Genomic DNA, 14,552 nt, shown 5'->3' with positions numbered 1-14,552 from the left:
TCCCATCTATTTTACTTTCTTGCCAAACGGCAAAGCCGCACGACAGGAATTCACGGAGCAATCCAGACAATGACAAGAACCGATCTTCCCCCTGGGCTGGCCCGCATCGAACTACCGGAACACTGGCGTTCGGACACGCAATTGCAGCTTGCTCCTGGGGAAAACGTGCAAAGTGCCCTGGAGGTTGACCTCGATTTCAAACTGCATTTCGCCAAGGGCATCGTCGTACTGACGGATCGCCGCATCCTGACCCGCGCGCCGAACGAAGACTGGCAAGCCTGGCCTTACCGGCACGGCATGGCGCTGAAGCTGCACGACCATGCCGGCGTGGGCCACCTCGAACTGTTCGACGAGCATGGCCGGCTGGCAGCCTGGCGCTTCACGCTCGGCCAGAACCTGCAGGCCATCAAGCTTTCCGAACAATTCGCCCCGCTGGTCGACGCGGCGCTGACGGGACAGCCCGTGGTGCGGGCCGACGAACATGCCTGCCCCACATGCAAGGCCCCGCTCGAGCCGGACCAGGACGAATGCCCGATCTGCACGAAGGTCGTGCATACGCCTCCCTCGACCTGGACACTGTTCCGCCTGTGGCGGTTCGCGCATCCGTATCGCTGGCCCCTGGCGGGCGGCTTCACGCTGATGCTGCTGTCGACGGCCGCGCACATGATTCCGCCATACATCAGCATGCCGTTGATGGACAATGTGCTGATTCCCTACCAGAACGGCCAGCCGGTCGACACCGACCTCGTGACGATGTACATGTCCGCGCTGTTCGGCGCGGCGATCCTGGCCTGGCTGCTCGGCTGGGGCAAGACCTACGTGCTGGCGCTCGTGTCCGAACGCATCGGCGCGGATTTGCGTACTTCCACCTATGAACACCTGCTCCGGCTGTCGCTCGAGTACTTCGGCGGCAAGCGTACCGGCGACCTGATGGCGCGGATCGGCAGCGAGAGCGACCGCATCTGCGTGTTCCTGTCGCTGCACCTGCTCGATTTCGCGTCCGACTGCCTGATGATCATCATGACGGGCGTGATCCTGTTCACGATCGACCCGTGGCTGGCCATGGTGACGCTGGTACCGCTGCCATTCATCGCGTGGCTGATCCACCTGGTGCGCGACCGCCTGCGTACGGGCTTCGAGAAGATCGACCGCGTGTGGGGCGAGGTGACGAACGTGCTGGCCGATACGATTCCCGGCATCCGCGTCGTCAAGGCCTTTGCCCAGGAGGCACGGGAAGCGCATCGCTTCCGCGTCGCGAACAAGCACAACCTGGCCGTCAACGACAAGCTGAACAAGGTGTGGTCGCTGTTCTCGCCCACCGTGTCGTTCCTGACCGAGATCGGCCTGCTGGTCATCTATGTGTTCGGCATCTGGCAGGTATCGCAATCGCACGTGACGGTCGGCGTGCTGACGGCGTTCCTCACGTATTCGACCCGCTTCTACAGCCGCCTCGATTCGATGAGCCGCATCGTGTCGGTCACGCAGAAATCCGCGTCGGCCGCCAAGCGCATCTTCGACATCCTCGACCATGTGTCGTCCGTCCCGGAACCGGCCAATCCGGTCAAGCTGCCGAAGGTGGAAGGCAACATCACGCTGCGCGAGGTGGGCTTCCGCTACGGTAACAGGGCCGTCAACCGCGGCGTGAACCTGGAGATCAAGGCGGGCGAGATGATCGGCCTGGTCGGCCATTCCGGTTCGGGCAAGTCGACGCTGGTGAACCTGATCTGCCGCTTCTACGACGTGGCCGAGGGCGCGATCCTGCTCGATGGCGTGGATATCCGTTCGCTGGCCGTCTCCGACTACCGCCGCAATATCGGCCTGGTGCTGCAGGAGCCTTTCCTGTTCTTCGGCACGATCGCCGAGAACATCGCCTACGGCAAGCCCGATGCGACGCGTGCCCAGATCATGGCCGCGGCGCGCGCCGCGCATGCGCACGACTTCATCCTGCGCCTGCCGCAAGGCTACGACTCGATGGTCGGCGAACGGGGCCAGGGCCTGTCGGGTGGCGAACGCCAGCGCATCTCGATCGCCCGCGCGCTGCTGATCGATCCGCGCATCCTGATCCTGGACGAGGCCACGGCATCGGTGGATTCCGAGACCGAGAAGGAAATCCAGAAAGCGCTGGACAACCTGGTGGCCGGCCGCACCACGATCGCCATCGCGCACCGCCTGTCGACGCTGCAGCGCGCCAACCGGCTCGTGGTGATGGACCGCGGCAAGGTGGTCGAGGAAGGACCGCACGAAGAACTGATGGCGCAGGAAGGCGCCTATTACCGCCTGTACCAGGCGCAGGCCCGCAACGTCGATACCGACCTGGATGACAAAGGCACGCAACGCGATGACGACAATTGATTTTACGCTCCGGCGCGACCCGTTCGGCCGCCTGACCCTTACCGATGCGAACGGCACGGTGCACGACAACGTGGCGCCGGTGCGCGCCTTCCCGATCCAGGCGCCGGACGAAGGCCTGGCGTTGGTGAACACGGATGGCAAGGAAGTGATCTGGATCGACCGGGTCGACGACCTGCCGGCCGAGACGGCGACACTGATCCGCGAGGAACTGGCGGGCCGGGAATTCATGCCGGAGATCCGGCGCATCGTCGATGTGACGAGCTTTGCCACGCCTTGCACGTGGACAGTCGACACGGACCGGGGCACCGCCGATTTCGTGCTGCGCGGCGAGGAAGACATCCGGCGCATCGGCACGGAAGCCCTCCTCATCTCGGATACGCACGGTATCCAGTTCCTGGTGCGGAACCAGGCCACGCTGGACAAGCACAGCAAAAAGATCCTCGACCGCTTCATGTGAAGCGCCCGGCTGCCGCTCATACCCTTCGCTTCACCACCTTATCGTTCCGCCGACGTTCGCAGCTTTACTTGCAGCGTCACTTCAGGTAGGGCGCGCAGGCGGCCAGCTTCTTCGCCGCGCCGTCGCACACGGCGCGCCGGCATTCGACGGCGCCCGATTGGCCGGGGCCCGGGCAGCGTTTGAACACGGCGCCATAACCGTCGGAACGGGCCTGCCGCGCGGGCGCCTGCTGCATCGCCGGGGCGGGCCCGGGCACGGCTGCGGAGGAAGCTGCGGGGGAAGCCGACTCGTCGCCGGATCCGCCGGACGTCTCCACCGTTCCCATTTCCGCAGCGACCCATTCCGGCAAGTCGCGCAGCACTGCCGCCGGCACGGGCTGGCCGGGCAGAACCAGGGCCGGCAGGCGATCCGCGGACACCGGGGCCGGCGCTGCCGCCACATCGGGTGCACGCTCGGGCACTACCGTCACCGGGGCATTGCCCGGCATTGCACTCCCCGGTACGGCGGGCAGCGACCTGGCGGCAATCGAACTTTCCACGTTGGCCATGGCGCGGTTCGTCTGCCATGCCTTGACGGCCCAGACCGAGGCGCCGATGGTGGCGGCCAGCAACAGGGTTGCACCTGCCCAGGCGAATTTGCGGTAACCGGCGGATTGTGCGAGTCCCGTGCGGCCGTCCGGCGCACCCGGCATGAAATCGCTTGCGGGCCGTTCGTCGTCGTATCCGCCATCGTGGCGGCTGTCGCGCCCCGCTTCGCGGGGGGTATCGGGTCGGGTGTCGGATTGCATCGCGCGAGCATACCTCAACTTCGGCGACTTGGCACGTGGCGAGGATGGTCATTGTGCGGCTACGCACCGACCGCCCGGCGATTGGGCGCTACCGTTCGGCATCATCGAGGAGATACCATGAGCGAAAACGTCAAGGTGGAACCGGCGAACATGCCGGCGGGTGGCTGGGGGTCGGTCAAGGAAGTCACCAATATACTGTTCCATGAGCACGTGCCGCTGAAGGATAGCTGGCTGCTGCTCAAGCAAAACAAGCCCGACGGCTATGCCTGCGTGAGCTGCGCGTGGGCCAAGCCCGCGAACCCGCATCCGTTCGAATTCTGCGAAAGCGGCGCCAAGGCGACCGCATGGGAAACCACCAGCAAGGCCATCGGCGCCGAATTCTTCGACCGCCATACGGTCACCGAGCTGGAACGCTGGAGCGACCATGCGCTGGAGGACCAGGGCCGGCTAACCGTTCCGCTGCGCTGGGACGCCGCCAGCGACAAGTACCGCCCCATCGACTGGGATACGGCCTTCGCCGAGATCGGTACGGCCCTGCAAGGCTGCGACCGCGACGGCGTGGTGTTCTACTCTTCCGGACGGGCCTCGCTGGAGACCTCGTACATGTACCAGCTGTTCGCCCGCATGTATGGCAACAACAACCTGCCGGACAGCTCGAACATGTGCCATGAGAGCACGTCGGTAGGGCTGAAGAAGACGATCGGGGTCGCTGTCGGCACCGTGGGCCTGAACGATTTCGAGCATACCGACTGCATCTTCTTCTTTGGCCAGAACGTGGGTGTGAACAGTCCGCGCATGCTGCACCAGCTGCAGGAGGCGCGCAAGCGTGGCGTGCAGATCATTACGTTCAACCCGCTGCGCGAACGCGGGCTCGTCAGCTTTACCAACCCGCAATCCCCCATCGAAATGCTGACGGGCCAGGAAACGCCGATCAGCACCCAGTACCACCAGTTGAAGCCCGGCGGCGACACGGCCGCCCTGATGGGCCTGTGCAAGGCCGTGCTGGCGCAGGACGACGAAGCCCATGCCGGCGGCGCACAGCGGGTGCTCGACATGCCGTTCCTGCAGGAGCATACGCATGGCTTCACGGAATTCGAACAGGCCGTGCGCGACTGTTCCTGGGCGTCGATCGAGGCCGAAGCGGGACTCACCCGCGCCGCGATCGAGGCGGCGGCCGACGTGTATTGCAAATCGGCGGCCGTGATGGGTGTCTACGGCATGGGCCTGACGCAGCACCGCCATGGCGTGCAGAACGTGACGATGCTGGTCAACTTCCTGCTGATGCGCGGGAATATCGGCAAGCCCGGTGCCGGCATCTGCCCCGTGCGCGGGCATTCGAACGTGCAGGGCCAGCGCACGGTGGGCATCACGGAAAAGCCGGAGCTGGCGCCGCTGGACAAGCTGAAGGAACAGTACGGCTTCGAGCCGCCCCGCGAGCCCGGCATGAACACGGTGGAAGCATGCGAAGCGATCTTGGCCGGCAAGGTGCCCGCTTTCGTGGCACTCGGCGGCAACTTTATCCGCGCAGTGCCCGATACGGTGCGGATGGAGGCGGCCTGGCGCCAGTTGCCGCTGACGGTACAGGTATCCACAAAGCTCAACCGCAACCACGTCATCCACGGCAAGGCATCGTATGTGCTGCCTTGCCTGGGCCGCATCGAAATCGACCGCCAGCACGGCATTCCCCAATCCGTGTCGGTGGAAGACAGCACCGCATGCATGCACGGTTCGCGCGGAATGGCCGAACCAGCCGCAACCACCCTGCTGTCCGAACCGGCCATCGTCGCGGGGCTGGCGAAGGCGACGCTGGCGCCGCATCCCAAAGTGGATTGGGATGCGTGGGTCGCCGACTACAGCCGGGTTCGGGATGCGATCGAAACCACCTACCCCGCCATCTTCAAGGATTTCAATGAGCGCATGTGGACGCCGGGCGGCTTCCGCAAGCCGCTCGCGGCCGCCGAGCGCGTCTGGGACACGCCCAGCAAGCGTGCCGAATTCACGGTGCCGCAAACGCTGCAGGTCGACGCCGATGCCGACAGCCGCGATCCGGCCGCGCTGCGCCTGTTCACGGTGCGCAGCGATGGCCAGTTCAACACGACCATCTACAGCAACGAGGACCGTTTCCGCGGCGTGAGCGGCAGCCGCATGGTGCTGTTCATGGCACGTGCCGACATGGCGCGACAGGGCTTCGCGGAGGGCGACCTGGTGGACCTGGCCACTGCGGTCAGCGATGACGCGCCGCGCCATGTGCATGGATTACGCGTGGTGGCGTACGACGTGCCGGAGGGCAGCGTGGCGGGGTACTACCCGGAGTGCAACCCGCTGGTGCCGCTCTGGCACCATGCGCTGGAAAGCAAGGTGCCGGCCGTGAAATCGGTCGACGTGCTGGTGCGGCGGGCGGCAGCGCATTGATCTCCGTCCGCTGCACGATGCATGCATGTTGAGTTTCCTCATGATTACTGCGGGTTTGCCAGGTTGACAAACGATGCGTGGGGTCTAGTCTGGAGTGTAGCGTGGCGTGACTATCAGATCGGGTTCGAGCCTGGGTTGATCCTGGGTTGATCCTGGGTTGATCCTGGGTTGATCCTGCATTGATCCTGGGTTGATGCTGCATTGATCCTGGGTTGATGCTGCATTGATCCTGCATTGATCCTGGGCCGATCCTGAAATGATCCTGGGCTGATTCCGAGCAGGTCCGGTCCCGAGCAGGCTCGGTCCCGAACGGGTGCCAGGCAGTCCTGTCCAGGCTTTCTTCCTCCGACTTCCCACCCTGACAACCTGGAGTGATCATGCTTGCACCTGTGCTGACCGGATTCTTCACGCGAAGGCTCGCAACAAGGGCCGGGGCCACGGCGCTTGCCGCGCTGCTGGCCGGGCCGGCGTTCGCCGCCACCGAATACGTCTTCTACGGCAACTTGATGGGCAGTGCCGTCGTCGCGCAGCCGCTCGAGCCCGGCGACAACCTGTTTGTCGACACCTTCGTCAGCGGCCAGGGGCTGCTGACCCAAAACACCACCTTCACACTGAACGACTATGCCGACTTCAATGGCCTGGCAGGATGGATCATCGATACCGCCGATGGCCAGGGCCCGCGCCTGGTCGGCGTGAATATCGATATTCTCGACAACGCGTCGAACGTGGTCGCCAGCGACGATTTCGCCGGCGTATTGGGCGGCTTTGCGCACTCGAGCTTCCTGGGCAGCCTGGGCCCGGGCACGTACACATTGGTCGCAACCGGGAATGCGGTGCGTGATGCTTCACTCGACATATCGCTGTCGTTCACGCAGGCGGTTCCGGAACCGGCAACGTACGGGATGCTGATTGGAGGCCTGGGCGTGCTGGCCGTGCTGGCGCGCCGACGGCGCTGAGCCGCCAGGCAACTCCAGCCGATGAGGCGTGCCGGCGCGTGCAAGGTGCGGCGAACCTGACTGGCAGCGGCCTCCTCTGGACAGCCAAATGTGCAGTATGGCGCGATGGCCTCAGGGGGGCCATCGCGTCCGGACATCAAGGCCTGCGCTCGAGGTAGGGCCGGCACGCGGGTTCCTTGCCGGCGGCGCCGTTACAGATGTGCCAACGGCACATCACGGCACCTTCCCTGCCAAGCGGCGGGCAACGCTTGAAGGTGGTGTCTGCCCGGGCGGTGCGCTTTGCAACGGCACGGTTCTCGGAAGACGCGTTCCGCTTGCTTGCCCCTGCCCTGCTTTCGCGCTTTTCAGGTTTCGAGCGGGCCGGCGTGGCGGCAAGGTTGTCCTGCGGCGAGCCGGTCCCGCGCTCTTGCGGGCCTTGGTCGGCTCGTTTCTGCCCGGGTACAACGCTCGCGACCTCGCCTGCCAAGCCAACGCCCTCGCCCACATTTGCCGCTGAGTTGGCTGTCGCTTCGTCGAGGCCGGATCTGGAAGCCATGCTTGGCGGGGCGGGAGGATCCGCACGCGCCATCGGTGGTTCAATGCTCGCCTGGCTTTCTGTCGGCAGCGGCAGAGCGCCGGCCGTCATCGCCGGTGGCTGGCCCGCACGATCGCGCGCCTGCATGGACGATTGTTCCTGCCCTGCCACGGGAACGGTCGCCACGCGTGTAATGGCCTGCAATGCCTGGGTGGAACGATAGTCACGTACGAGGGCGGTTGCCGCTACCCCGATGAGTACGACTGTCAGCAAGACGAGCACGCCGACCAGGCCGTATCGCAATCGTGCCTGCGACATGGCGTTCGCGGTGGCGTCGCCCGGCGGCCGCTCGCCGCCGCCTGGTATGCCAGGCGCATCCTGGCTGGCGAAATCCGGACCGGGGAAGCCAGCCGACGGGTTTGCCGCCTCGCTGGCAGGTGCGGGCGGAACGGCGGTCGCGGGTGGGTCGGCAGGTGGAAAATGTTCACGCATACTGAAGAGTACGACGTTTGCGGGAATGATGGCGCGGCTTGTGCAAGGACGCAAACGATTCCGGGATCGACGATCCGGGCCGTCGCGGCCGCCCTTCTACCGCCCGCCCGTTATTGGGCGGTGCGTGGCGGTATCGGCGCTTCCGGCGGCACCAGGCCTTCAGCAAGCAGCTCTTGCCAGAACGCTTCCGGTATCTCGATGGTCAGCAGGCTGGCATTGCGCCGCAGATGCTCGGGGCTGCTCGCGCCGGGAATCGTGGCCACGACGACCGGGTGGGCCAGGCCGAATTGCAGCGCCGCCGCGGCCAGGTCGACATTGTGGCGCGCCGCCACCTTCCGCAGGCGGTCCCGGTGCTCCTGCTGCTCCTGGCTGGCCGGACCATAGTCATAGTTCCTGCCGCCGGCAAGGAAACCGGAATTGAATGGACCGCCCTGTACCACCTGCGCACCGCGCTCGGCGCACAGCGGAAACAGCGCCTCCAGCGGGGTGGTTTCCATCAGCGTGTAACGCCCTGCCAGCAGGAAGATGTCCGGATCGGAGTCCCGGAGCGCGCGCATGCATGGCTCGATCGTATTGACGCCCAGCCCCCAGCCTTTGATCAGGCCTTCTTCGCGCATCTTCACGAGGCCTTCGAAAGCACCGCCCGGGCCGGCGGCAATCCTGTAGCAGTGATCGAACTCGCCACCCAGCGCGTCGGGCGACAGGTCGTGCACATACACGATATCCATGCTGCCGATGGCGAGGCGCTGCAGGCTGTCCTCGACGGAGCGCCTGGCGCCGGCCGCCGTGTAGTCGAGCACGCGCCGGAACGGCAGGGATGAAACGAAGGGGCTCTGGATGTCGCCAGCCACGTCGGGAACCAGCACGCGGCCGACTTTTGTCGACAGCGTGTAGTCGGAACGTGCGCGCCGGCGCAGCGCCTGCCCGAAGCGCAGTTCGGACAAGCCGGTGCCGTAGTGCGGCGCCGTATCGAAGTAGCGGATGCCCGCTTCCCAGGCCGCGTCGACGGTGGCATGGGCCGCTTCATCGCTGGTCGCATGGTACATGTCCCCGAGCCCGGTGCCACCCAGGCCGAGGCGCGTGATCGGTCGATAACGCTGGTTCACGTTGCATCCCTTCTGTGGTTGATGGCGTAGCGGCGACATTGCCGCGGGCTCATGCTACACCGCCGGCACGCGCGCACGGTTGAAGCTGCAGTGCCCGATGACGGTCACGATGGCCGCGGGGCGCCATGCGACCGCGCCGGGCCGGCTAACCGCGCTGTTTGCGGGCGGCGCTCAGGTACGATTGCAGTGCATGCGCGCGCGCCAGGCCGAGCCGCTTGCGCATGGCTTCTTCGGGTACGCCGGCATTCAGTTCGCCTACGGCAAAGCCATTGCGCAAGGTGCGTCCACCCACGTGCGAAATGGCCACGCCGGCTTCCTTCATCGCGCTGCGCGCCTGGCGGTAGACAGTGCTCTTGTGGAGGGGCCCGCCCTCGCCGTCCGCCGGGAACGCCAGCGCGCCGGGAATGCCGAGACGTTCGCGCGTGGCGAGCCACTCCAGGACTTCGTCTACCGCCGGCCCTTGCAGGAATGTCTCGTGCGGCCAGCTGGTGGGCTGCTTGCTTGCGGGCGTCAGCGTGATGCGCAGGGTTCCGTCTTCTTCCGGGCGGGCGGCCACCTCGCCGACAAGAAGCCCGATCGCCTCCGCCACGCGCAAGCCGGCACACAGCATCACGAGTTGCATGGCACGGTCGCGCTGGCGTTTCCACGACGTCTGTTCCGGCTTGCTGGCAATGATCCGGCTCGCCTGCTCCGGCGACAGCGCGACCATTTCACGATCGTGCGCCGGCCGGTCAGCCGCGAGCATGGCGATCGCGCCGCTCGCTGGATTGGGCACCAGGTTGAGGTGGTCGTAGCAGCGTTCGAGCAGCCGCAGGTACCGGTAGGCAATCTTGCTGTCCAGCGGCCGGCCGCGCGCATCGCGGGTCGCCAGGAACTCGAGCAGCTCCCCCGGCCGCAGCTTGCTCAGCGACGCGCCGCGCTCGCGCAGCCATTTCGCGAAGCGGCCGAACATGAAGGTATAGACCGCCGCCGAGGCGGTGGACAACGGCGGCGCCGCGCGCTTTGCCGTGTGCGCGAAATCGGCACTGTGCAGGAACTGCTCGAAGGCAGCGACGGGATTGCGATCCCAGGCTGAGATGTTCATGATGAGGTGATTTTAGCACTGGCCCGCTTCATTTCCGGCCGCGCTGTGTCTCTGCTGGCGCGCGCCTTTTGCTGTAGACAGGAGCTTGAGTAGCTGTGTAGTTCGATGTTGAGGGTTTGGTGATATCTTTCGGTTAGTTGCATTATAGTTCGTTTCTGGAACCCTGATAGAAGTCCGTTTGATGCTGAGGTGTCGATCGATTGTCTTTTGACGTCATGCCGGGCGCCCGATTGCCGCAGACGATGGCGGCGGTTGGCTATTCGCCCAGGATGTAATCGCATTGCCGCTTCGGGCGCTGTACCCGATGCATGCAGCGTGTACTTCGCGGAACCATTGGCGATGCGGCGCCAATGACGGCGGCCGCAAGCAGACTGTCTTCCCCTCCCTTCCCGGGCCACGGCGCTGCCTCCCGTTTCCTGCCCGCCTCGCTCGATGTCTGTCCAATGCCAAACGGGCTTTTTCCTGGAAATGCACGGGTTCCAGTGACGTGCCATTGGGATCCATGCGTTGCCCCCGCCCCCTGCGGCTTACGTACCATTGTCCGGAAACGCGTCGATCGCGCGAAGCAGCCACAGTTCTCACTTGCCGGCGGGTGCATGGGACGACCTGCCGTGTGGGGATATCGCCATAGGACAACATCGATGCTTCTTCGGCGGGAATGCCCTGCTTCAGACAGACGCGCAGCGAACGCCAGTCCAGCACGGCCACAGAGATGAATCCTGGCCTTCGAACATCTGCTTCCATCGCTCTTCAGCCAAGAGCACAAGCACACATCGCTCTTTGTCCTTAGGGACCAGTAAAAAACAGCGACAGACCGGTCATCCCGCCCCGCTTCGGCCCGGGTGTTACCCGGTTGTGCAGGAATCCACGATCCGGCGCCATGTCGAGCCATCGAAGCCCATCAGGGATTGATACTGGCGATCCCGAGTATCCCATCGGCGACGTCCATATGGGCTGAAATCGGAACCGTTCCCCCTGCGCTCGACGGCTTCCGCACGTTGGCGTTCGGCTGGCGGAACTGGGCATCGGATGCCAGTCAAAGCTCGTAATGGCGCCACAGCGCATCGTTCCACAGCGCGCGGTCGCCACCAGGGTAAATCCGCGTCCAGGCAGAGTTTCGGCTTGCGGAGTATTTCCATCAGTGAAAACTGGAAATTAAATTGAACTAACGAAATAGTGCATTAATGCAGGGCAAATATTTCAGAAACTAAATGCAAGATGAGCAAATGCAATTATATATAAATAGACGGGTTTCATGCGCCAATCATTAAATTCCTATTCACAATAATCACATATAACAATATCACACATAATCACCATTCAGCTCAGCAGGAAAAGTCACACAAAATAACTCCTACACATCTTGTAGGCGAAAATCCTACATTTTCGTTGACACCCGTTTTTCGACTCGATAAGATTCGCTTGCATTTTTATATGTGGTCATCTCAAATGGTTCGCTTATCCGGCGGTGCAGCGTAGTCTGCCTCCGCGCAATGTTACGTAGCCCCTGGTGAGCTTTTTAAATCTGACTGGAGAATCGGCATGTCGAGAAATAGTATGCGAGTGTTTGCTTTGAAGCAAAAAGGCCAAGGAATGATGGAATACGTCATTATTGTGGCCATGATTGCTGTTGCTGCGATCGGTGTTTATTCGCAGTTCGGCGAAACCATCCGTAACCAGACCGCAGGTCTGGCGCAAGAGGTGGCGGGTGTCGCGTCGGAAGACACCATTTCTGATGCGCAGACCACCGCTGGGATCGCTCAGACGCGTGCTACCGCCCAAAAAGGCATGGGTAACTACGACGACGACAACAACGCTGCCTCGGGCGAATAAGTCGTACAGGCATGGCTTCTTCGGGCGCCATGCCTTCTCGCAGCGAAACAGCCGAATATGCCGGTTTCGCTCTCATTCTATTTGCAATCTTCTTTTCCCGATTTAACAGGGTGGATGCTGTTCGTCCCGGAAAATGCGCCATTACACTCGCCATCACGTCCAGAGCCAGGCATTCCTGCCATCTACATTTAAAAGATGCGGCGGGCAGGCTATGGTCTTCACGTTTGCCTTCGGCATTGCGACGGCGCTGGTCGCATTAGTTCTGTTCAACAGCGGCATGTTAGCGAATGCAAAAGGTAAATTGCAGAACGCGGCGGATGCCGGGGCTTATAGTGCAGGCGTGATTCAAGCACGCGACCATAACTTCGCCTCGTACATGAACCGCGCAATGGTGGCGAATCAAGCTGCCGTTGCCCAGATGGCCAGCATCAAATCCTATCTCCAGGACGCTGCCGACACACGTGAGCGAATGGACGGTTTGTTGTTGGGGACCGAATCAGAAATTCACCCCATGGACAAGCCGATGTGGGACCTGGCCGAGTCGCTGCATATCGACTCCATCGAATCTGCTTACCGGTCGGCAGCGCCGACTGTCGTTAGCGCTTTGGATGCCCTGATCCGTGCCTTCCAGATCGCCCAGGAAGCCCATCATGTCGCCACGGTGGTGAATATCCCCACAATCGCAGACGAGGTGATCAAGAGGAATGACCCTTCCGCAAAACTGTCGAGCGGAATTTTTACGACAAGCAATATGGCTGTCTATATCCAGGAATGGCATGGATCGACCAAGAAACACGACGCCGTCGGGACATCGCAGGAGTCGGATCGTTTTGCCGACGTCGTGGTGAGCGATAAAACGACAGACCGTTTCACACGGGAGCGAGGTTCGGTCCCGCTGCCAAGCTGGGCACTTACTCAGGCACTAAGCTGTATCGTTTTAACGAACGTGCTATACCACAGCTCCGACACGTCGTTCGCATTCCTTCACCGAGGCGGCAGCATCCTAAGCAGCGACAAGAAGCGTTGGTTGTCGCTGGACGCGACGATCGGAGGAGGTATCGTCATCTGCAATTTCTGGGGTACCTGTGGCTTTCCGCCGGTTCCGTGCGTCCTGACAACAACGACGCCTATTGCCGACGACAACCTGATCGGCGGGTCCGGTGGGGCTGTCGTCGGGGCCGGGGGCGACTACGAAGAGCGCGACGGTTATGCGGGTAACCCGTCCCATGCGAAAGATTACGGCGACGCGCTTTCGTGGGCATCCCCCACCATCCTGGCGGCGCTCGATCGGTATGAAGACAAAGGGCCCGGCACGAGTCTGGATAGCAACGGTGGCCTGCAGGATTATTACCGTGACGTTAAGGATCCGATCGAATCGAAGCCGGAGAATCAATCGGCCGAACTCAACGGCGCCGGCTTCGGCGTAACGATCGAAGTGGAGCGCACTGCAGACACGATTCGCACGTCTCGCACTATTTTGCCGGGCAGCGACCGCCTACGTCTGACGGACAGCTTGAAGGGCGACACCATGCGTGCTCTCGCCGCAGGCCAATCGTATTTCTATCGACCGCGGGGTCCGGCTGGGGCATTTACGCATGGCGGGTACGGGCGGTCGGACAACAGGACAGAGCTGGCGAATCTCTTCAGCCCTTATTGGCAGGCCCGTCTGGCCGATCGAAGCACAGACGATCGGGCGGCTTCATGGCTGGCCCAATGAGCCGGAAGTCTACCCGCGGCCAAGCCATGGTGGAATTCCTGGTCGCCGCACTGTTCGTGCTCGTTCCACTGTTCCTGGCGATAACCGCGCTGGGCAAGTTCAACGATGTGCAACGTACAGCTGACCTTGCTGCGCGCTATGCGACGTGGGAGCGAACCGTCTGGTACCCGGAGGGCGTGGATGACTTCACTACCATTCATGAACCGAATCAGAAAACGGCGGCGCAGATTCAAAGCGAGATCGCAATGCGGCTGATTAACGACCGCTCGGGTAATGCGTCGATCATCCTTTCGACCGACAAGAACGCCGGTGGGTTCGACAACGGGATCGATCCTATGTGGAAAGATAATGCCGGCGTGCGTTATCTCGACAGTTATGACCGCCTTACTGCCACGAGCGGACGCTCGTCGCCTGACACCGATGTATCCGGCGAGGTGGTGGACACTCTCGGCGGCGTAGGCGTATCGGGAATAGCGGAGTTTGTCCCGCCCTTGCCCACCGACACACTGGCGACGGCTGAATTCGCTCTGGCCGACATAGCGGCCGACAGTGAGGCGTATCGACGGCTTTGGGCACGTGCTGGCGCTGGGTGGTCGGGACTTACCTTCCGTTCCGGGGGCGCCATTCTTTCGAACACTTGGGCGGCCAACGGGAGCGGGAGCACACATGAAATGGTGAAGCGAACCGTTCCTACCGCAGGTCCGGCTGGCGCAATCATCAATGCGGCACGAAACGGGCTTCGGCCTTGGGACCCGGTTCAGTACGACAGGATCGAGGTGGGAAAGATCGACGTAGACGTCGTTCCGGAAGATCGCCTTGACTAACGACTTAGAGGAACAGCT

The 14,552-nt window shown here is 63.0% G+C and carries 11 protein-coding genes; 7 read left to right on the top strand and 4 right to left on the bottom strand.

The annotated features are described in order from the left end of the window. Positions 1–69: 69 nt before the first annotated feature. Together ACY65G_RS04275 and ACY65G_RS04270 are read left to right on the top strand one after the other, a co-directional pair. A complete protein-coding gene (locus ACY65G_RS04275) occupies positions 70–2,352 on the top strand; it encodes a cyanophycin metabolism-associated ABC transporter (protein WP_464996115.1) in 2,283 nt (760 codons plus the stop codon). Beyond that, positions 2,339–2,809 (top strand): cyanophycin metabolism-associated DUF1854 family protein, encoded by a 471-nt coding sequence (locus ACY65G_RS04270; RefSeq protein ID WP_464996114.1) that lies wholly within the window; start codon positions 2,339–2,341, stop codon positions 2,807–2,809. Before ACY65G_RS04275 ends, ACY65G_RS04270 begins: the two co-directional genes overlap by 14 nt. Positions 2,810–2,885: 76 nt before the next feature. Here ACY65G_RS04270 and ACY65G_RS04265 read toward each other — a convergent pair whose 3' ends face one another. Next, complete coding sequence (locus tag ACY65G_RS04265; protein ID WP_464996113.1) at positions 2,886–3,596, bottom strand: hypothetical protein; 711 nt, start codon at positions 3,594–3,596, stop codon at positions 2,886–2,888. 117 nt (positions 3,597–3,713) lie between these two features. Between ACY65G_RS04265 and ACY65G_RS04260 the strand changes: the two genes are divergently transcribed. Together ACY65G_RS04260 and ACY65G_RS04255 are read left to right on the top strand one after the other, a co-directional pair. Then, complete coding sequence (locus ACY65G_RS04260) at positions 3,714–6,008, top strand: FdhF/YdeP family oxidoreductase (RefSeq protein ID WP_464996112.1); 2,295 nt, start codon at positions 3,714–3,716, stop codon at positions 6,006–6,008. 377 nt (positions 6,009–6,385) lie between these two features. After that, positions 6,386–6,964 carry an FxDxF family PEP-CTERM protein gene (locus tag ACY65G_RS04255; protein WP_464996111.1) on the top strand — a complete coding sequence of 193 codons (579 nt, stop codon included), beginning with the start codon at positions 6,386–6,388 and terminating at the stop codon, positions 6,962–6,964. Between the two features lie 136 nt (positions 6,965–7,100). On the opposite strand, the gene ACY65G_RS04250 is transcribed toward ACY65G_RS04255, so the two are convergent. From ACY65G_RS04250 to ACY65G_RS04240, 3 genes are all read right to left on the bottom strand, one after another. Beyond that, on the bottom strand, positions 7,101–7,796 hold the full coding sequence (locus ACY65G_RS04250; RefSeq protein WP_464996110.1) for a hypothetical protein: 696 nt from the start codon (positions 7,794–7,796) through the stop codon (positions 7,101–7,103). A gap of 284 nt (positions 7,797–8,080) precedes the next feature. Then, positions 8,081–9,076 carry an aldo/keto reductase gene (locus tag ACY65G_RS04245; protein ID WP_464996109.1) on the bottom strand — a complete coding sequence of 332 codons (996 nt, stop codon included), beginning with the start codon at positions 9,074–9,076 and terminating at the stop codon, positions 8,081–8,083. Positions 9,077–9,221: 145 nt separating this feature from the next. After that, positions 9,222–10,160 carry a site-specific integrase gene (locus ACY65G_RS04240; protein WP_464996108.1) on the bottom strand — a complete coding sequence of 313 codons (939 nt, stop codon included), beginning with the start codon at positions 10,158–10,160 and terminating at the stop codon, positions 9,222–9,224. A 1,542-nt stretch (positions 10,161–11,702) separates the two neighbouring features. Between ACY65G_RS04240 and ACY65G_RS04235 the strand changes: the two genes are divergently transcribed. The 3 genes from ACY65G_RS04235 (at position 11,703) to ACY65G_RS04225 (ending at position 14,534) form a co-directional block, all read left to right on the top strand. Continuing rightward, a complete protein-coding gene (locus tag ACY65G_RS04235; protein ID WP_464996107.1) occupies positions 11,703–11,993 on the top strand; it encodes a Flp family type IVb pilin in 291 nt (96 codons plus the stop codon). A 211-nt stretch (positions 11,994–12,204) separates the two neighbouring features. Further along, a complete protein-coding gene (locus tag ACY65G_RS04230; protein ID WP_464996106.1) occupies positions 12,205–13,710 on the top strand; it encodes a pilus assembly protein TadG-related protein in 1,506 nt (501 codons plus the stop codon). A gap of 26 nt (positions 13,711–13,736) precedes the next feature. Further along, positions 13,737–14,534 (top strand): hypothetical protein, encoded by a 798-nt coding sequence (locus tag ACY65G_RS04225; RefSeq protein WP_464996105.1) that lies wholly within the window; start codon positions 13,737–13,739, stop codon positions 14,532–14,534. Positions 14,535–14,552 lie beyond the last annotated feature (18 nt).

It is taken from the genome of Pseudoduganella sp. jia 12, assembly GCF_055502675.1.
This window is presented reverse-complemented; position numbering and strand designations above follow the sequence as displayed.